Source organism: Actinocorallia sp. B10E7, from assembly GCF_039871655.1.
In the GTDB taxonomy this organism is placed as follows: domain Bacteria; phylum Actinomycetota; class Actinomycetes; order Streptosporangiales; family Streptosporangiaceae; genus Actinocorallia.
The window spans coordinates 706,371-725,001 of sequence record NZ_JBDPLZ010000004.1 but is presented as its reverse complement, the minus strand read 5'-3'; the positions used below and the strand labels follow the sequence as shown (position 1 = coordinate 725,001).

Genomic DNA, 18,631 nt, shown 5'->3' with positions numbered 1-18,631 from the left:
TTGGTGCGAACCACAACTTCCAGCGGCCGGCCCTGACGCCGTCCCATCCCCACCCCATCCCTCGAGGAGCACGAGCGCCATGACCCCTCCTTGCCGTGTCGCCGTCATCGGCGCCGGAGCGGCCGGTCTCACCGCCGTCAAGGCACTGCTGGACGTCGGCGCCGAGGTCGTCGCCTATGAGAAGGGCGACCGGCCGGGCGGGCTGTGGGCTCGGGACAACGGCAGCGGCCTCTCCCCCGCCTACGCCTCCCTGCACCTCAACACCAGCAAGGGGCGCACCCAGTTCGCCGACTTCCCGATGCCCCGCGAGTGGCCGGACTACCCGTCGGCCGACCACATCGCCGGGTATCTCGCCGACTACGCCGAGAAATTCGGGATCACCCCCCATCTGCGCTTCCACCACACCGTCACCTCCGTCGAACGGGAGAACGGCAGGTGGAAGGTGACCGCGTCCGCGCCCAGCCGGGAGACCGGCTACACCGAGCGGTACGACGCCGTAGTCGTCGCCAACGGCCACAACTGGGACCCCCGCCTGCCCGACCCCGCCTACCCCGGCGAGTTCACCGGCGAGCAGATGCACGCCCACGACTACCGCGACGCCGAGATCTTCCGGGACAAGCGGGTGCTCGTGGTCGGCATGGGAAACTCCGCCATGGACATCACCGTGGACGCCTCGTACGTGTCGCGGGGGCCCGTACTCCTGTCCGCCCGCCACGGCGTCCACATCGTGCCCAAATACCTCTTCGGCCGTCCCTCGGACGCCACCGGCGGCGCCCTGGCCGCCCTGCCGTGGCGGCTGCGCCAGGCCCTGGCCGAGACCATGCTCCGGGTCGCCGTCGGCACCCCCCAGAGCTACGGCCTGCCCGCGCCCGCGGGCGGGCTCTTCCAGAACCACCCGACGATCAGCGACACGATCCTGCACCGGCTCACCCACGGCGAGGTGGCCCCGCGGCCCGGCGTCGAGCGCTTCGACGGGGACCGGGTCGTCTTCACCGACGGCACGTCCGACGCCGTCGACGTGATCGTCTGGGCCACCGGCTACCGGGTGAGCATCCCCTTCCTGTCCGAGCGCTGGCTGGGCGGCGACCCCGAGGAACTGCCGCTGTACAAGCGGGTGTTCCACCTGGACGACCCGAGCCTGGTCTTCGTCGGGCTGATGCAGTCCACCGGCGCGGCACTGCCCGTCGTGGAGGCCCAGTCGAAGCTCGCCGCCGCCTACCTGTCGGGCTCCTACGCGCTGCCCGACCCTCCGGAACGGCTGCGCTCGGTGGCCCGCGCCCTGCGGTACTCCACCGCCAGGTGGGGCCGGGACCGGCGCCCCCAGATGCGCATCGACTTCGACGACTACGTCGCCGACGTGCCCCAAGAGATCCAGGCCGGGCGGGACAGGCTCCTGCGCGGCGAGACCCGGCCGTTCGCCCCGACCCGCGGCAAGGAGACCTCCGCGTGAACCTCCCCCTCTCCATCCTCGACGGCGGCCACCGCGACGCGCACGGTCTGCGAGTGATCGTCACGGGCGCCTCCGGCACGTTCGGGCGGGCGATCTGCGCCCGCCTGAGCGGGCTCGGCGCCCGCGTCATCGGCCTGGACGTGGCCCCCCGCGAGGACGACCCCGTCGAGGTCGTCGCCTGCGACCTCACCGACGACGAGCAGGTCCCCGAGGCCGTGGCCGAGGCCATCGGAAGGCTCGGCGGGCTCGACCTGCTCATCAACAACGCCGGGATCGGCGGGCCCGCCCCCGCCGAACTCCCGCCCGGAGACGAGGTGCGCCGACAGCTCGACATCAACCTGCTGGGCGTCTGGCGGGTGACGGCCGCGTGTGTGGACTCGCTCGTCGCGTCCCGCGGCCGGGTCGTCATGCTGTCCTCCCGGATGGCGGTCATGCAGCTGCCGCTGGCGGCGGCGTACGGGGCGTCCAAGCGGGCGCTCGTGGCGTACGCGGACGCGCTGCGCATGGAGATCGGCACGCACGTCGGCGTCACCTGCGTCTACCCGTCGATGGTGCGCAGCCCGATCCACGACTCCACCGCCTCGGCGGGCCTCTCTCTGGAGGGCATGAGCCGCTACGAGCCGCTGGAGGGCGTCGTGGACACGGTGCTGCGGGCGGCCCTCAGCCGCCGGGTCCACCGCGACCTGCCGACCACGACCCGCGGGTCCGTCGAGTTCTTCCTCGCCCGCCACCTGCCCTCGGTGACCGACCGGATCATCTCCCGGACGCTCGCCGAACGCGTCCGCTCCGGAGCGTTCAAGGGTGTCGAGCTGGCCGCCGGGGTCGTCAGAAGGTTCGGCTCGTGAGTGTCGCGACCGAGGCCTCCCCTCGGACCGGTGACCTCGTCGAGTACTCCACCGGCTCCCTGGGCATGGGGGTGTGGGTCACCGTCCCCGGGCTGCTCCTGCTGTACTTCCTCACCCACACGCTCGGTGTCTCCCCCTTCCTCGCCGGCCTGGTCCTGCTGCTGCCCAAGGTCATCGACGCCGTCGTGCACCCGCTGTTCGGCACGCTGTCGGACCGGCAGGCGCGGCGGTCGGGGAACCGGCGCGGCCTGCTCCGCTGGGGGCTGCTGCTGGCCGTGGCGATGACCGCGATGTTCACCGTCCCGGCCGGATTCTCCGGAACGGCGGCCGCGCTGTGGGTCGGCGCCTGGTACATCGCCGGAAACCTGCTCTTCGCGTGCTTCCAGGTGCCCTACCTGACCACCCCGTCCGACCTGAAGATCGGCTACCACGAGCGCACCCGGGTGTTCATGTTCCGGATGCTCTTCCTCACCCTTGGCCTCCTCGGGGCGGGCGTCGTCGCACCGGCCATGGTCTCGGCGGGCGGGCGCGGCGACTACGTCAAGATGGCGCTGGTGCTGTCCGTCGGCATGGTCGTCACCGGGTTCGTCGCGCTGAAAGGCGTGCGCGACCTGACCACGCGGTGCGGGTTCCGCGCACCCGACGCGCGCGACCACTCGTTCCTGGAGGACATCAAGGTCGCCTGGCGGGACCGCGAGTTCCGGACGCTGGTGCTGTCGTACCTGTTCACCAGCACCACCACGCACCTCTTCCTCGCCGCGGTGCCCTTCTACACCGAGTACGTCTTCGAGAACAGCGGGCTCACCGCGGTGTTCATGGGAGCGTTCCTGGGCCCCGCACTGATCGCCGGACCCGTCTGGCAGCGGATCTCCCGCCGGATCGGCAAGCAGCGCGGCCTGCTGGTCTCCCAGGGGGTCTTCATCGCGGGCTCGCTGGCGCTGCTGGCGGGCGAGCGGCTCGGGGTCGCCGCCACCGTCGTCGTCATCGTGGCGCTCGGCTCGGCGTTCGCCGGGCTGCAGCTCTTCGCTTTCTCCATGGTGCCCGACGCGGTGGCCGCCGCCGAAGCGCAGGGCTCCTCCCGCGCCGGCGCCTACACCGGGGTGTGGACGGCGACCGACGCGACCGGCACCGCCATCGGCCCCTACGTCTACTCGGCGGTCCTGACCGTCGGCGGCTTCGTCTCCACCACGGACGGGCAGGACGTGGCGCAGGCGGGCTCGGCGCTCACGGCGCTGGTCATCGGCTTCACCCTGGTCCCCGCCGTCCTCATGGCCGTCGCGATCCTCTTCCAGCGCCGCTACTCCCTGGACGGATCCGCACCCCGGTGATCCAGGAGCTCCTCACCGGCACGCAACTCCTCGCGCTCGCCGGCATCTGGCTCGGTGCCACCGTCCAGGCCGCCACCGGCATGGGCTTCTCCCTGGCGGCCGCCCCCGTCCTCGTCCTCCATCTGGGCCCCCGCGACGGCGTCGCCGTCACCCTGGCGCTGGCGGTGCTCGCGTCGGTGGTCCCGCTCTTGCGCGACGGCCGCCACGCCCGGCCCTCCGACGTGTCCCGCCTGCTCGTGCCGACGCTGCTGTGCACCCCGCTCATCGCCCTGCTGGTCCGCGGCGCCGACACCCGCTGGCCGGCCCTGGCGTCCGGCATCGGCATCGTCGTCGCCGTGGGCATCCTGGCCCGCGGCGTGCGATGGTCCTGGCTGGCCCGCCCGGCGGGGGCCGTGGCCGTCGGCGCCACCAGCGCCCTGCTCAACGTCGTCGGCGGGGTCGGCGGCCCCCCGATCGGCATCTACGCCGCCAACTCCGGGTGGGCCGCCCGGACCAGCCGCGCCAACCTCTCGTTCTTCTTCCTCCTTCAGAACCTCGTGACGGCACTGGCCCTGGGCGTCGTCCTCCCCGGCCTCCCCGAACTGGCGGCCCTCGCCGGAGGCACCGTCTGCGGAACCCTCCTCGCCTCCCGGATGCCCGCCCGTACCCTGCGCGCCATCGTTCTCGGCGTCGCCTTCGCCGGTGGCGTAGGCCTCCTCGCAGGCTCCCTGTGACCTCCGCCCTCTGAGCCGTCTTCCGGCGCGGGCGGGGCTCCGCCGGTCCGCTCCATCCGTCCGTTCGGCCAAGATAGGAGAGGCCGAACGGACGGACACGTTGCTGGGGGGTTCCGTGGAGACGCCGGGGTTGAGCGTCGGTGCGGTGGCGAGGCGGCTGGGAGTGTCGGCCTCCACGTTGCGCACCTGGGACCGGCGTTACGGGATCGGCCCGAGCCGCCGCAGCGAGGGGTCGCACCGGCGTTACGACCCGGCCGACGTGGCGCGGCTCGAGGTGATGAACCGGCTGATCCTGCAGGGGGCTCCTCCCGGGGAGGCGGCGCGGGCCGCGCTGGGCGGGATGGAGGTGCGGGAGCGGGACCCGCGGGCGCACGGGGCCGGGGGGAACCGGCTGGCGCTGAGCACCGTTCCCGCGCGGACGCGCGGGCTGGCGCGGGCGGTGATGGCGTTGAACGGGCCGGTGGTCGCCGAGACGGTGCGCGAGGCCGTGGCGCGGGACGGGGTGGTGTCCGCGTGGGAGGAGCTGATCGCCCCGGTGCTGCGGAGCATCGGTGAACGCCACGCCGCGACGGGGGAGGCGGTGGAGATCGAGCATTTCCTCTCCGGGACGGCCCTGGCGGTCCTGGCCGCGGTGACGCCGCCCTCGCCGGGAGCGGGGGGCAGGCCCGTGCTGCTGGCCTGCGCGCCCGAGGACCAGCACAGTCTGCCCTTGTACGCGCTAGGGGCGGCGCTCGCCGAGCGGGGGATCTCCAGCCGGATGCTGGGGGCCCGGGTTCCGGAGAGGGCCCTGGGCGACGCGGTGGAGAAGATCGGTCCCGGTGCGGTGTTCCTGTGGTCCCAGATGCACCGCACGGGGGACGTGGGGGTGCTGGAGCGGATCCCCGGGAGGCGTCCGGCGCTGCGCGTGATCGCGGGCGGTCCGGGCTGGGGCGGGCCCCTTCCCGAGGGGGTCCGGTTCACCGAGTCGCTGCCGGACGCCGTGGAGGCCGTGGCCGAGGCCCTGGGAGTTCCGGGCTGACGGGTCCGGCTGATCCTTCGTCTGGCGGGCCGAGAGATCTGTCCGGTTTTTAACTCCCGGGCTTGCTCCGACCTCCCTCTCGCGACTATGAATAAGTTTTGAATAGGTTTTCGGAGGGGGAATCAGGATGATCACTTCGTACGAGCCGGCGCCGCCGACCCGCGCGACCCGCCCGCGGCTCGGCGCCTCCGCCTGCCTGCTCGGCGAACCGGTGCGCCATGACGGAGGGCACAGCCGCTGCAGGTTCCTCACCGACTCCCTGGCCGGGACGGTCGACTGGGTGACCGTCTGCCCCGAGGTCGAAGCCGGACTCGGCACACCGCGGCGACCCATCCGGAGGCTGACCGACGGAAGGGTGGTCGGCCGCGACACCGGGGCCGACCACTCGGCGGCGTTCGAGGAGGCGGCCCGCCGGCTCCTGCCCGGCCTGGACGGGCTCGACGGGTTCGTCCTGAAGTCCCGCTCCCCCTCGTGCGCGCTGTTCGGCCTTCCCCGCTACAGCGCGGGACTGCCCGGAGAGCGCACCGACGGGCAGCCCGTCGACCGCCGGGGCCGCGGCTTCTTCGCCGAGGCGCTGACCGCCGCCCACCCCCACCTGCCGGTGGAGGAGGAGGGGCGGCTGAACGACCCGACGCTGCGCGAGCACTTCGTGGAGCGGGTGTTCGCGCACGCCCGGCTGCGGGAGCTGCTGGACGGCCCGTGGCGCCCCCGCGACCTGGTGGCCTTCCACAGCCGCCACAAGCTGCAGATCCTGGCGCACGACCCCGTGCGCTACCGCGAGCTCGGCCGGATCGTCGCCCGGGCCGGCGTCGGCGACCGCGAGGCCCTCGCCGCGGAGTACCGGCGGGTGTTCGCCGAGGCGCTGGCCGTCCTGCCTGCGCGGGGCCGCCAGGTCAACGCGCTGCAGCATGTGCTGGGCCCGCTCGGGCACCGGCTGAGCCGCGAGCGCAGGCACGGGATCGCCGAGTCCATCGAGTCCTTCAGGGCCGGGCACGCGCCGCTGAGCGTGCCGGTCGCGCTGCTGCGGCACGACGCGCGGGCCGAGGACGTGCCCTACGTGGTCGACCAGACGTTCCTGGAGCCCTTCCCCGCAGCGCTGCCCCTGCGGCACCACCTCTGACGCGAGTGCACGGCCGGGGGCGGCGGGTATGACCCGGACATGGGTGATGAGCCGATCAGCAGGTTCACGGCGGGATTCGACACGCCGATGCTGGTGGTGACGGCGGCGTCCGGCGGGGAGCGCTCGGGCTGCCTGGTGGGGTTCTGGACGCAGTGCAGCATCCACCCGGCGCGTTTCCTGGTCTGCCTGTCCCGGGTCAACCACACCTTCGGGGTCGCGGCGCGGGCCGACTTCCTGGGCGTCCATGTGCTCGAACAGGGGGATCCCGGACAAATCGCCCTGGCCAGGCTGTTCGGCGAGCGGACCGGCGACGAGATCGACAAGTTCACCCGGTGCGCGTGGACCGAAGGAGCCGACGGGGTCCCCCTGCTCTCGGACGCCCGCCGGCGCATGGTGGGCCGCGTCCTGGACCGCGTCGACCTCGGGGACCACGTCGGCCACCTCCTGGAACCCGTCCACATGGAGGTGGACGGCCGGGGCGCCCCCCTCGGTCTGGCCGAGGTGCTCGGCATGGACGCCGGGCACCCGGCCTGAAGAAGCGGTTACGGCTTGACCTCCAGGGCGACCACACAGGTGTCGTCGTCCGTGTCGGACGCCCCCTTGCGCAGCAGGTCGTCCAGGTGCGGTTCGAGCTCCGCGTCGCGGACGGCGGCGATCATCAGGAGGTGGTCGAGCGCCTCCTCCACCGTGCTGTCGCGTCGCTCGATGAGGCCGTCGGTGTACAGCAGGATCCGGTCGCCCGGGGACAGCGGGACCACGCCCTCGCTGAAGTCCAGATCCGCCAGGACGCCCAGGACCACGCCGTCGACCGGTGGGAGCGGCACGGCCTCCCCGTCTCGCAGCAGGATCGGCAGGGGATGCCCGGCCCTGGCCCAGCGCAGCATGCCGTCCTCCGGGTCGAAGATGCCGCAGACCGCGGTGGCCGTGACGTTGTCGGTCAGATGGACGGTGACGTTGTTCAGCCAGTACAGCAGCTGGGCCGGGCCCGCGCCGGTCGCGGACAGGCCGCGCAACGCGTTGCGCAGCACCACCATGTCGGTGGCCGACTGGATGCCGTGGCCCGCCACGTCGCCGATCGACACCAGGACCTTGCCGTTCGGCAGCGTCAGCACGTCGTACCAGTCGCCGCCGACGAGCGCCTCGTTGCCGGCGGGCCGGTAGCGCACCCCGACCCGCAGCCGCGGGGTCTCCAGCGGGCCCTGGCTCGGCGGCATGATCGCGTGCTGGAGGCGGAGCGTGAGCCTGGCCTGCTCGGCCGCCTGCCGCTGGGTGTGGCTGAGCTCGTCCCGGGTCGCCTCCAGCGCGATCTCCGTCCAGTGCTGGGAGGAGACGTCCTGGTAGGCGCCGCGGATCGCGACGGGCCTGACCCCGCCGTCCAGGACGGGCTCGGCGGCCACCCTCATATGCCGGTAGGACCCGTCCTGGCGCTGCAGCCGGAACGACGCCGTCGCCGGATGCCCGTGGTCCAGGAGCGCGCGCAGGAACGCTCTGACGTCCGCCGCGTCGTCCGGGTGGGCGTAGGCGGGCAGCTCTCCCAGCGCGAGCGGGCCGGACTCGGGAGGCAGCCCGTGCAGCTCGAACAGGTGGTCGTTCCAGATGATCTCGCCGGTGACGAGGTTCTCCTCGAAACCGCCGATCCGGCCCAGCCGCTGGGCGTGCTGGAGCAGCTCGGCGAGCCTCGTGGACTCGTCGTGCAGCCGCCAGGTCACCAGCAGGTCCTCGCCTTGGCGCAACATGCTGTAGGTGGTGGGTCCCGCGAACGTCAGCTCGTCCACGCGCACGATCACATGGTCGCCGACGTGCCGCAGCGAATCACCCGTCGCGTGCACGTAGACGAGCTTTTCGAACAGCCCGCCGGCCCGCGCCGACATCGGGTACGTCTCCAGGAACCGGGTGCCGAGGATGGACGAGCGGGGCCGCCCGGCCAGATCGGTGAACCGCTCGTTCGCATGGTGGATGGCGAAGTCCGTGACGGCGTCCTCCTCCACCACGGGCTTGAGCACCATGGCCGAGTCCAGCATCGCGTCCGCGATCTCGACGAGCGGGGAGGTCTCCTCCGGCTCGGACCCGGGCCGGTGGTCCAGGGTGTAGGCGCACAGCTCGGCGAGGGACTCCAGTTGCCGGTGCACCGCGGGAGGCTGGGACTCCAGCCGGTGCGGCCAGCAGATCTCCAGCACGCCGAGCAGCCTGCCGCCGGTGCCCGCGGGCACCGCGACCCTGCCGCCGGGCGGCAGCTCGGCGCGGCCGATCGACGGCGGGTTCCGCTCCGTGCCCGGCAGCCACACGGGCCGCCGGTCGGTGAGCGCCTGGCGGGCGAGGGTCGCGACGGCCGGCGGGACATGCCTCCAGCGCCGTGCCTCCGCCGGGGTGAACCCGGCCGATCCGGCGAGCCGCAGCGAACCGTCCGCGTCGGCCGCCCACACCGCGACCGCGTTCGCCTCCAGCGGCGCCAGCGCGTACTCCAGCAGCGAGGCCGCCATCGCCTGGGTGTCGTCGGCGGCCAGCGCCGCGTTCTCGGCGGCCTTCAGCCTGTCCTCGGGCGCCGCCTCCCCGGCCCCGGCCTCGGCCGAGGAGAGGAAGGCGCGGGTGACGGCCGAGAGCTCGCCCTTGGCCGCCTGTCCCACGATGTCCGCCGCGATCTCCAGCTGGGTGCTGTCGGCGCGTTCGGCCAGCGTCTCCAGCTGCTGGTGTGCGGCGGCCAGGCCGCAGCCGAGCCGGTCGGCGAGCAGCCCGGCGGCCAGTTCGACCAGAGCCCGGCCGCCGGCGGAGTTCTGCGCCTCCCGCACCTCGCGGCGCAGCCGTTCGACGGTCGCGGCGAGTCTGCCGACCGCCTCGTCGACGGGAGGACGGGCCGGGTCCGGCCCCATGGCCGGGGTTTTCCCGATCATCGGCTCACCGGTCCAGCAGCCGCTGGATGGCGGCGATGAGGACCGTCGCGTCCACCGGCTTGGTCACGTAGTCGCTGGCGCCCGCCGCGAGGCTCTTCTCGCGGTCGCCCTGCATCGCCTTGGCGGTGACCGCGATGATCGGCAGCTCGGCGTAGCGCGGCATGTTCCGGATCGCGGTCGTCGCGGCGTACCCGTCCATCTCCGGCATCATCACGTCCATCAGGACGAGGTCGACCTCGTCGTGCGCCTGGAGGGTCTCGATGCCCGAACGGCCGTTGTCGGCGTGCAGGACCCGGATGCCGTGCAACTCCAGCATGCCGGTCAGCGCGAAGACGTTGCGGGCGTCGTCGTCGACGACCAGGACCGTCCTGCCGGTCAGGCCCGCCTCCGCCCCGACGGGCTGGTCCGGCAGCTCCCGTTCGGCCGGCAGCAGCGGCAGGACGTCGCCGGGAGCCGCCGCGGTGAGGTGCAGCGCGATGCGCTCGCGCAGCTCGTCCAGGCTCGGCAGCACCTCCAGCGGACGGCTGCGGGCGTGCCGCTGCAGGGCCCGTTCGCTCCCCGGATCCAGGCGGCGGTTGTTGTGCACCAGCACCGGCACCCCCGCCAGCGCGCTGTCGCCGTCGAACGCCTCCAGCAGGCGCAGCGCCTCCCCGCCGGGCATGTCGAGTCCGAGCACCACGCAGTGGCAGGGCTCGGCCGCCAGCAGCGACGCCGCCTGGGCGGAGCTGACCGCGGTGAGGACCCGGACCCCGCCGAGGTCCCGGCCCGCCAGCTCGGCGACCGCGCTCTCGGCGACGAGGGTCAGCAGGCCGCGCGGCTGCTCCTCCACCACCAGCAGCCGGCGGACCGGCTGGTCCGCCTCGGCCGCGCCGTGGTCGGCGGACGGGGCGCCGCCCGAGGACGGGCCCGGCACCGCGGGCGCCCGCTCCTCCGCGGCGGACGGGGACTCCAGGCCCGCCTCCGCGACCGGAAGGTACAGCGTGAACGTGCTGCCCTTGCCGGGGACGCTCTGCGCGGTGATCGCGCCGCGGAGCAGGTAGGCGATCTCCCGGCTGATCGACAGACCGAGGCCGGTGCCGCCGTACTTGCGGCTGGTCGTGCCGTCCGCCTGCTGGAACGCGCCGAAGATCGACTCCAGCTGGTGCTCGGGGATGCCGATGCCGGTGTCGGTGACCCGGAAGGCCACGGCGGGGCCGTCCCGGTCCATGTCCGGGGGCAGCTCCTTGCCCGACGCCGGTTCGATCCGCAGCTCGACGCTGCCCGACTCGGTGAACTTCACCGCGTTGGACAGCAGGTTGCCCAGGACCTGGCGCAGCCGGGCGTCGTCGGTGACGATCTCCTCCGGCACGCCCGGGGCGCTGGTGACCCCGAAGTCGAGGCTCTTCTGCACCACCAGCGGGCGGAACGTGGCCTCGACGTAGTCGGCGACCCGGCCCAGCGAGACCCGCTCGATGTTGACGTCCATCTTGCCCGCCTCGACCTTCGACAGGTCGAGGATGTCGTTGATCAGCTGGAGCAGGTCCGAGCCGGCCGAGTGGATGACGCCCGCGTACTCCACCTGCTTGGGGGTGAGGTTGCGGGTCGGGTTCTGGGCCAGCAACTGGGCCAGGATGAGCAGGCTGTTCAGCGGGGTGCGCAGCTCGTGGCTCATGTTCGCCAGGAACTCGGACTTGTACTTCGACGCCAGCGCCAGCTGCTGGGCGCGGGCCTCCAGCTCCTGCCTGGCCTGCTCGATCTCCAGGTTCTTGGTCTCGATGTCGCGGTTCTGGCTGGCCAGCAGCGCCGCCTTCTCCTCCAGCTCCGCGTTCGAGCGCTGCAGCTCCTCCTGGCGGATCTGCAGCTCGTGCGAGCGGGCCTGGAGCTCGGCGGTGAGCCGCTGGGACTCGCCCAGCAGCTCGTCGGTGCGGGCGTTGGCCACGATGGTGTTGACGTTGACGCCGATCGTGCCGGTCAGCTGCTCCAGAAGGGCGCGCTGCACGCCGGTGAACCGGTGCAGCGAGGCCAGCTCGATGACGCCGAGGACCTGGTCCTCGACGGTGATCGGCAGCACGATCAGATTGACCGGGGCGGTACCGCCGAGCGCCGAGGAGATCAGGTACCCGGCGGGCACGTCGTCCACGGCGATGACGCGGCGCCCGCGCGCGGCCTGACCCACCAGGGACTGTCCGAACTTCAGCGTCCGGGGCGCGCCCGGCTCGCCGGCCAGCCCGTAGGAGGCGATGAGGCGCAGCTCCGGCTCGTCGGCGGTCTCCTCTGCGAGGTAGAACGCGCCGTACTGGGCGGAGACGAGCGGCACCAGCTCGTCCATGACCAGGTCGGCGACGATGGGGAGGTCGCGGCGGCCCTGCATCAGCCCGGAGATGGCGGCGAGGTTGGTCTTCAGCCAGTCCTGCTCCTGGTTGGCGCGGGTCGTCTCGCGCAGGGAGCGGACCATCGAGTTGATGTTGTCCTTCAGCTCGGCGACCTCGCCGGACGCCTCCACGGTGATGGAGCGGGTGAGGTCGCCCTGGGTCACGGCACTGGTGACCTCGGCGATCGCGCGGACCTGGCGGGTGAGGTTCCCGGCGAGCCCGTTGACGTTCTCCGTCAGCCGCTTCCAGGTGCCGGACACGCCCTCGACCTCGGCCTGGCCGCCGAGCCTGCCCTCCGAGCCCACCTCGCGGGCCACGCGGGTGACCTCGGCGGCGAACGAGGAGAGCTGGTCGACCATGGTGTTGATGGTCGTCTTCAGCTCGAGGATCTCGCCCCGCGCGTCGACGTCGATCTTGCGGGTGAGGTCGCCCTGGGCGACGGCGGTGGTGACCTGGGCGATGTTGCGGACCTGGTTGGTCAGGTTGTTCGCCATCGAGTTGACGTTGTCGGTGAGGTCCTTCCAGGTGCCGGCGACGTTCGGCACCCGGGCCTGGCCGCCGAGGTTGCCCTCGGTGCCCACCTCGCGGGCCACCCGCGTCACCTCGTCGGCGAAGACCGACAGCGTGTCGACCATCGTGTTGATCGCCCCGGCGAGCGCGGCGACCTCGCCCTCCGCCTCGATGGTGATCTTCTGCGACAGGTCGCCCTTGGCGACGGCCGTCGCGACCTGGGCGATGGAGCGCACCTGGCCGGTCAGGTTCGAGGCCATGACATTGACGTTGTCGGTGAGGTCCTTCCAGGTGCCCGAGACGCCCCGGACCCGGGCCTGGCCGCCGAGTTTGCCCTCGCTTCCCACCTCGCGGGCCACCCTCGTGACCTCGTCGGCGAACGCCCCCAACTGGTCGACCATCGTGTTGATGGTCTCCTTCAACTCGAGGATCTCGCCCCGCGCGTCGACGTTGATCTTCTGTGTGAGGTCGCCTTTGGCGACCGCGGTGGTCACCTGCGCGATGGACCGCACCTGGGTGGTGAGGTTGCCGGCCATGGCGTTGACGGAATCGGTGAGGTCCGCCCAGGTCCCCGACACCCCCGGAACCTCGGCCTGCCCGCCCAGCCGCCCCTCGGTGCCGACCTCGCGCGAGACGCGCGTCACCTCGGAGGTGAACAGCGACAACTGGTCGACCATGCCGTTGAAGACGAGTGCGATCTCGCCGAGCAACCCGTCCCCGTCGCTCGGCAGCCGGGTGCCGAAGTCGCCGTCCCGCACCGCCGTCAGTCCCGCGAGCAGTTGCCGCAGTTCGGTCTCCGCGACGCCGGCCACACTGGTGGTAGTGCTCATACGGCACCTGCTGTCATACCTGGTATTCCGTCTCCGCCCAGTCCCCGGGTGAGCCACAGCGGCATCACCGTCCTGGGCCTTTCTCAGCTTAGGGGAGGCTTATTCATCCCGAACCCGACATTCATCTGAGAGGCTCTCTTCGGGTTGATATGCATTTCAGACCGTGGAGAAAACAAACGGGTCAAGGTCCTGGATCGTTCCCACGGCGTCCCTCGCCTCACCTTTTCCTCTCCGCCCGCACCTCTCCGGACTCTGCCGGATCCGTCCGGCCCGCGGCCGTCGGCCGCTCGGTCAGGACGGTGCCCGCGGCGCCGTCCAAAGTGATCCGACGGCCGGTGCGGATCACCTGAGTGGCCCCGGCGACGCCGATCACGGCGGGAATGCCGTACTCCCTGGCCACGGTGGGGCCGTGGGAGTTGGGACCTCCCGTCTCGGTGACCAGCCCCCCGGCCGTCATGAACAGCGGCGTCCAGCCGGGGTCGGTGGACGGCGCCACCAGGATCTCTCCCGGCTCCAGCCTGGCGCCCGAAGGGTCGAAGATCACTCGGGCGGGGCCGGTGACGGTGCCGGCGGCTCCGGGCATCCCGACGAGAGTCCCGTCCCCCGGAGAAGCGCTCCGGATGAGCGTCCCCACATCCGTGCCGTCGGACAGCAGGACGTCGGGGACGCGGCGCCGCCGGCTCTCCCGCTCGTACACCGCGCGCCGTGAGGCGACCAGTTCCTTCATCCCGGTGCCGGCCGCGGCCGCCCGCGCCTCACGGAAGTCCAGGAACATGATGTCGTCGGGGCGTTCGAGAAGACCGAGCCCGGCGAGTTCCGAGCCGGCCAGCAGGAGCTGGCGCCGCGTCTCCCGCAACGCGTAGGTCCAGACGAACTTGGGCAGCTCCCGCAGCCCGCTCACGGCCCGGGCCCGCCCCAGCAGGAACCCGGCGAGCCGGGCCCGGACCGGCCTCCGCGGGCGCGCACGCCGCACCAGTTCGTCGATCTTCTCCTCGGCCGCGCGCGCCGCCGCGGCGAAGCGCCGATCGGGGTCCTGTTCGGGATCGGTGACGCGCAGGTAGTTGGCGATCGCCGTGAAGACCGGTTCCGGATCCTCGTCCCAACGGGGAAGACCGACGTCGATCTCGGCTGCCGCGCGCTGCCCGTATTCGCCGAGGAATCCGTCCAGCCCGATGTCGGGCAGCTCTCCCCGGCGGTACATGGCGGCCAGTTCGGCGGGCGGTGTGTCCACCAGGAGGTCACGGTGCTCGCGCGCGCCCGCCGCCAGCCGCCACAGCTTCAGATCCATCTCGGTGGTGACGTTGTACGGCATGCCGCGGAGCACCGTCTTCACCTCGCCTTCGGAGGCGATCCCCCTGAGCAGACGTACGGGCATCTCACCGGCGAGGATGCCCGCGTAGACGGGCCAGAGCATCGTGTCCACCAGCGTGCGGTTCACCAGCACCGCGTGGGCCCGCCCCACGAACCGCAGCCGCTCGTCCACCGTGGCCGAACCGGCGGGCGGCCGCACGTCCAGCCTCATCCTCTCCGCCGTCTGGAACGCCCGGGCCCGGGCGGCGTCCGGACGTGCGAGCGTCCGCGCGATCCCGGCGACCACGGACGGGCACAACCTGACCATGAACCTCACCACCGAACGCGGACTGACCGGGAGACCGAGCCGCGGGCGGAAACGCGGATCGCGCAGCACCCGGTCGAGGGCCGCCTCGACCCCCGGCCCTTCGATCCGCATCGTCTTGACCAGGTACCCGCGGGCGGCCCGGCTGCGCACGTAGCGGGTCGCGTCGGCGAAGATACGGCCACCCACCTCGACGATCCCCTCGGGGCCGTCGATCGGATCGATCCCGTCCCCGATCCCCAGCGCCTCCCACCACGCGGCCATCGTCATCTTCATCACGGACATGCCCATGGGGGTGAACGGCCGGTGCATGCCCTGAGCGGGGCTGAAGTTGAGATACACCCTGGGCAGCGGCCGTCCGGCATCCGGCGGGAGGGGGAACAGGCCGGTGACCGGCCGGGACTGCAGTATCCAGAGCACGCCGTCGGAGTCGATCGCCCACTCGATGTCCTGCGGCGAACCGAAGTGCCGCTCTATCCGCAGCCCCGCCGCGCGAAGCTCCTCCAGGTGCGCCGTGCCGAGGCAGCCGCCCCCGGACACCGTCGGCACCTGCTTGTCCATCACGTAGTGATCGGGCACGACGGTGCCGCTGACGACGGCGGTGCCCGGGCCCGGAGCCGCGTCGACGGTCATCCGGCTCCGGCTTCCGGTCACCGGATCGGCCGTGAACAGGACCCCGGCCACCTTCGCGTCGATCATGCGCTGCACGACCACCGCCATCCGGACGGACGCGTGGTCGACGCCGTGGGCCTCCCGGTAGGCGACCGCGCGCTCGTTCCACAGCGACTCCCAGCAGCGCCGGACCGCGTCGATCACCTCGTCGGCGCCGCTCACGTCGAGGAAGGTCTCCTGCTGCCCGGCGAAACTGAGGTCGGGCAGGTCCTCGGCGGTGGCGCTGGACCGCACCGCCACCGCCCCCGCGCCCAGCTCCCCGTAGGCGTCGGCGATCTCCGCCCGCAGCCCGGCGGTCATCCCGCCCCCGTCCCGCCCCGAGTCCTGGACGTCGGTCGTGACGCAGAACCCCTCGGGCACCCGCTCACCCGCCCCGATCAGCTCCCCGAGCCCCGCGGCCTTGCCCCCCACCAGCCCGATCATGCCCAGACCGACACGCCCCAGCCCGATCACGTTCATCCCGCAATCCCCCCGCGGCCTCACCGAACGGCCTTTCGATCCCGCCCCTCCCCTACCCGGGCACAGCACAGGTGTCCCGCCCGCGAGAACACTTCTTCCGCTGCTGCCCGCCCGCGCCTCGGGTCTTGCCCTTCTTCCAAATATGACAGTAACCTCCAAAAGAAAGCTACCGTCACGTTGGAGGGGATGGTCGTGCGTACGATCGCGGTCGAGGAGCACTACGCCACCACGGCGTTCTTGGAGGGTCCCGGACACACCCTCCGGGAACAGGCCGCCGCCGCGAGCGAGCACCCCGAGGTCTCAGCCGGGTTCATCGCGCTCATCGCGCAGCTCCGCGATCTGGGCGACGGCAGGATCGCGGCCATGGACGCCGCGGGGATCGACCTGCAGGTGCTCTCCCTGACCTCCCCCGGCTTGGAACAGGCCGACCCCGACGAGGCGGTCTCGATGGCCAGGGAGGCCAATGACGCGCTCTCCAAGGCGATCCGCAGCCACCCGGACCGGCTCGCCGGGTTCGCCGCCCTCCCCACCGCCGTCCCCGACCTCGCTGCCGACGAACTACAGCGGGCGGTCGAGGAGCGCGGTCTCGTCGGCGCTCTGATCAACGGCCACGTCCGGGGCCGCTACCTCGACGATGAGTTCTTCTGGCCGATCCTGGCCCGTGCGGAAGCCCTCGGCCGCCCGCTGTACCTTCACCCCACGCCGCCGCCGTCCTCGGTCATCGCGGGCATGTATCGCGGAAACTACCCCGAAAGCGTGACCGCCACGCTGGCCACAGCGGCCTGGGGCTGGCACATCGACACCGCGACGCACCTGCTGCGGCTCATCCTCAGCGGCGCCTTCGACCGCTTCCCCGGCCTGCAACTGGTGGTCGGTCATCTGGGTGAGGCCCTGCCCTTCCTGCTCCCCCGCATCGACCGCAGCCTGCCCCCGCAGATGACCGGGCTCGACCGGACCGTCGGCGACTACCTGAGGACCCACGTCCACTACGCGATCAGCGGATTCAACTGGACCCCGGCCTTCCTCGATCTCCTGCTCCAGGTGGGAGCCGACAGAATCCTGTTCTCGACCGACCATCCGTACAGTTCGATGGCGCAGGCACGCGCCTTCCTCGACCGGCTTCCCGTCAGCGCGACCGACCGCGAGCGGATCGCGCACGACAACGCAGAAAGGTTGTTCGCGCTGTGAGCGGACTACGCGAGCGCAAAAAGGCCCTGACACGGGCGTCGATCCAGCGCAACGCATTGCGGCTGTTCCGTGAGCGGGGGTATGAGGCGACGACGGTCGCCCAGATCGTTACGGCGTCGGAAATCTCCGAAAGCACCTTCTTTCGCTACTTCCCCACAAAGGAGGACGTGCTGCTGTGGGACCGGTTCGACCCCATCATCTATGAGGCGCTGCAGGACCAGCCCGCTCAGACCCGGATCATCCCCGCCCTGCGTGCGGCGATCCGGGAATCCCTGGACAGGGTCCCGGAGGCCGAACGAAGGGAGATACGGGAGCGGACCGAGCTGATCCTCTCGACTCCGGCCCTACGGGCGATGATGGTGGACCGCCTCGAGGAACCGATGCGGACGCTGATGGAGATCGTGGCCGCCAGGAGCGGACGTGCGGCCACCGATCCGGAAGTACGCGCCGTCGTGGGCGCGATCATCGGCGTCGGCCTCACGGTGCTTCTGACCGCCCCGCAAACGGGCGGCGACCTCGTCGCACTCCTGGACGAGGGATTGGCCGCACTGGAAACGGGCCTCCGCCTGTAGGCGAACGAATGCCCGCCGCCAGGCCAGGACAAGAAGATCAGCGACCGGATGGCCGACGGGGCGGCTACGGCCGATGACCTCGGCGATGGCGCGGATGGTCACGTCCTTACCACCTCACTCGCGCCCTCGCGAGCCTGCGCTGAGGCGTGTCAGGGCCTCGCCGCGTCGAACAGGAGCTGGCGCAGCCAGGAGATGAAGTAGTGGTCGCCCAGATGCGGGTTCCATACCATGTCGATGCCCAGTCCCGGGAGCGGGAACGGGAACTCCTCGATCCGCAGGTCGACGAGCGTCCGCATCTCGGCGGCGACTCGGTGGCGCAGGAGCGCGACACCGCCGGCGCGTCCGACCAGGTACGGGACGAGCAGGAAGTCGGAGATCAGCAGGCCGACACGGTAGGCGACCTGCTTCTCGTCGAGCACCGAGTACGGGAAGACCCGCCGCTCGGTGTCGACGACGATGTGCGGCTGCGTGGTCAGCAGGTCGAACGCGCTCGCCTCCGGTGGTGTGTCCGCCGAGGCCACCACCACGATGCGGTCGTCGTACAGGCGCTCCCGCGGGTACGGCGACGTGGACCCCTCAGAGAGCAGCACGACGTCGACACCGTGCTCTGTGAAGGTGGCCTCGGTCGGCACGGTGATGGTGCGCACGCGGAGGGTCGTATTCGGGGCTCGTTCCGCCATGAGTCGGGCCAGCCGCGCCCCGAGGACGAAGGCCGTGCTGGTGGTCATCGCGACGGTGATGACACGGCGATCCGTCGCCGGATCGAAGCCGGGGAAGTCGACCACGTCCACGGCCTGCTGGAGCGTCGCCCGCAGCGGCCCGATCAGCTCGAGCGCGCGCGGGGTCAGCGTGGCGCCGCTCCCCTGCCGGACGAGGAGGTCGTCGCCGAAGAGGCGCCGCATGCGGCCCAACGCGTGGCTCATCGCCGACTGCGTCAGACCGACGCGCTCAGCCGCCTTCGTCACCGAGCGCTCCTCCAAGAGCGCGAGGAGAGGCACCAGCAGGTTGAGGTTGACCGACGCCAATCGATCCAACCGGGAACCCGCCGCGCCCTCTCCGTCGTCGCTCATCG

At 71.9% G+C, this 18,631-nt stretch carries 13 protein-coding genes; 9 read left to right on the top strand and 4 right to left on the bottom strand.

Annotation, left to right across the window (positions count from 1 at the left end):
• Window positions 1–79: 79 nt before the first annotated feature.
• From ABGB12_RS17220 to ABGB12_RS17190, 7 genes are all read left to right on the top strand, one after another.
• Window positions 80–1,450: an NAD(P)-binding domain-containing protein gene (locus tag ABGB12_RS17220; protein ID WP_347678987.1), complete on the top strand. Its 1,371-nt coding sequence runs from the start codon at window positions 80–82 to the stop codon at window positions 1,448–1,450.
• Entirely contained in the window at window positions 1,447–2,295 is an 849-nt protein-coding gene (locus ABGB12_RS17215; RefSeq protein ID WP_347678985.1) for an SDR family NAD(P)-dependent oxidoreductase, read from the top strand. The genes ABGB12_RS17220 and ABGB12_RS17215 overlap by 4 nt, the downstream gene beginning before the upstream one ends.
• Entirely contained in the window at window positions 2,292–3,623 is a 1,332-nt protein-coding gene (locus ABGB12_RS17210) for an MFS transporter (protein ID WP_347678983.1), read from the top strand. The genes ABGB12_RS17215 and ABGB12_RS17210 overlap by 4 nt, the downstream gene beginning before the upstream one ends.
• Window positions 3,620–4,336 carry a TSUP family transporter gene (locus ABGB12_RS17205; RefSeq protein ID WP_347678981.1) on the top strand — a complete coding sequence of 239 codons (717 nt, stop codon included), beginning with the start codon at window positions 3,620–3,622 and terminating at the stop codon, window positions 4,334–4,336. The genes ABGB12_RS17210 and ABGB12_RS17205 overlap by 4 nt, the downstream gene beginning before the upstream one ends.
• A 130-nt stretch (window positions 4,337–4,466) precedes the next feature.
• The gene (locus tag ABGB12_RS17200) at window positions 4,467–5,354 is read left to right on the top strand and encodes a MerR family transcriptional regulator (RefSeq protein WP_347678979.1); all 888 of its coding nucleotides are present in this window, start codon (window positions 4,467–4,469) and stop codon (window positions 5,352–5,354) included.
• A gap of 127 nt (window positions 5,355–5,481) precedes the next feature.
• Window positions 5,482–6,474: a DUF523 and DUF1722 domain-containing protein gene (locus ABGB12_RS17195; RefSeq protein WP_347678977.1), complete on the top strand. Its 993-nt coding sequence runs from the start codon at window positions 5,482–5,484 to the stop codon at window positions 6,472–6,474.
• A 39-nt stretch (window positions 6,475–6,513) separates the two neighbouring features.
• Window positions 6,514–7,008 (top strand): flavin reductase family protein, encoded by a 495-nt coding sequence (locus ABGB12_RS17190; protein WP_347678975.1) that lies wholly within the window; start codon window positions 6,514–6,516, stop codon window positions 7,006–7,008.
• Window positions 7,009–7,016: 8 nt separating this feature from the next.
• On the opposite strand, the gene ABGB12_RS17185 is transcribed toward ABGB12_RS17190, so the two are convergent.
• The 3 genes from ABGB12_RS17185 to ABGB12_RS17175 form a co-directional block, all read right to left on the bottom strand.
• Window positions 7,017–9,362, bottom strand: coding sequence for a SpoIIE family protein phosphatase (locus ABGB12_RS17185; RefSeq protein WP_347678973.1), 2,346 nt, complete (start codon window positions 9,360–9,362; stop codon window positions 7,017–7,019).
• Window positions 9,363–9,366: 4 nt separating this feature from the next.
• Window positions 9,367–13,053, bottom strand: coding sequence for a HAMP domain-containing protein (locus tag ABGB12_RS17180; protein ID WP_347678971.1), 3,687 nt, complete (start codon window positions 13,051–13,053; stop codon window positions 9,367–9,369).
• 217 nt (window positions 13,054–13,270) lie between these two features.
• Window positions 13,271–15,799: a PEP/pyruvate-binding domain-containing protein gene (locus tag ABGB12_RS17175; RefSeq protein WP_347678969.1), complete on the bottom strand. Its 2,529-nt coding sequence runs from the start codon at window positions 15,797–15,799 to the stop codon at window positions 13,271–13,273.
• Between the two features lie 192 nt (window positions 15,800–15,991).
• Between ABGB12_RS17175 and ABGB12_RS17170 the strand changes: the two genes are divergently transcribed.
• Both ABGB12_RS17170 and ABGB12_RS17165 read left to right on the top strand, forming a co-directional pair.
• Window positions 15,992–16,987, top strand: a complete 996-nt coding sequence (locus ABGB12_RS17170) for an amidohydrolase family protein (RefSeq protein ID WP_347678967.1) — start codon at window positions 15,992–15,994, stop codon at window positions 16,985–16,987.
• Complete coding sequence (locus ABGB12_RS17165) at window positions 16,984–17,559, top strand: TetR family transcriptional regulator (protein WP_347678965.1); 576 nt, start codon at window positions 16,984–16,986, stop codon at window positions 17,557–17,559. The genes ABGB12_RS17170 and ABGB12_RS17165 overlap by 4 nt, the downstream gene beginning before the upstream one ends.
• 149 nt (window positions 17,560–17,708) lie before the next feature.
• Here ABGB12_RS17165 and ABGB12_RS17160 read toward each other — a convergent pair whose 3' ends face one another.
• Window positions 17,709–18,629: a LysR family transcriptional regulator gene (locus tag ABGB12_RS17160; protein ID WP_347678963.1), complete on the bottom strand. Its 921-nt coding sequence runs from the start codon at window positions 18,627–18,629 to the stop codon at window positions 17,709–17,711.
• Between the last annotated feature and the right edge of the window lie 2 nt (window positions 18,630–18,631).

Bases quoted from the DNA above. Each gene is read 5' to 3' on its own strand.
- ABGB12_RS17220 (WP_347678987.1), top strand. From the start codon at position 80: ATGACCCCTCCTTGCCGTGTCGCCGTCATCGGCGCCGGAGCGGCCGGT.
- ABGB12_RS17195 (WP_347678977.1), top strand. From the start codon at position 5,482: ATGATCACTTCGTACGAGCCGGCGCCGCCGACCCGCGCGACCCGCCCG.
- ABGB12_RS17190 (WP_347678975.1), top strand. From the start codon at position 6,514: ATGGGTGATGAGCCGATCAGCAGGTTCACGGCGGGATTCGACACGCCG.
- ABGB12_RS17185 (WP_347678973.1), bottom strand. From the start codon at position 9,362: ATGATCGGGAAAACCCCGGCCATGGGGCCGGACCCGGCCCGTCCTCCC.
- ABGB12_RS17180 (WP_347678971.1), bottom strand. From the start codon at position 13,053: ATGAGCACTACCACCAGTGTGGCCGGCGTCGCGGAGACCGAACTGCGG.
- ABGB12_RS17175 (WP_347678969.1), bottom strand. From the start codon at position 15,799: ATGAACGTGATCGGGCTGGGGCGTGTCGGTCTGGGCATGATCGGGCTG.
- ABGB12_RS17160 (WP_347678963.1), bottom strand. From the start codon at position 18,629: ATGAGCGACGACGGAGAGGGCGCGGCGGGTTCCCGGTTGGATCGATTG.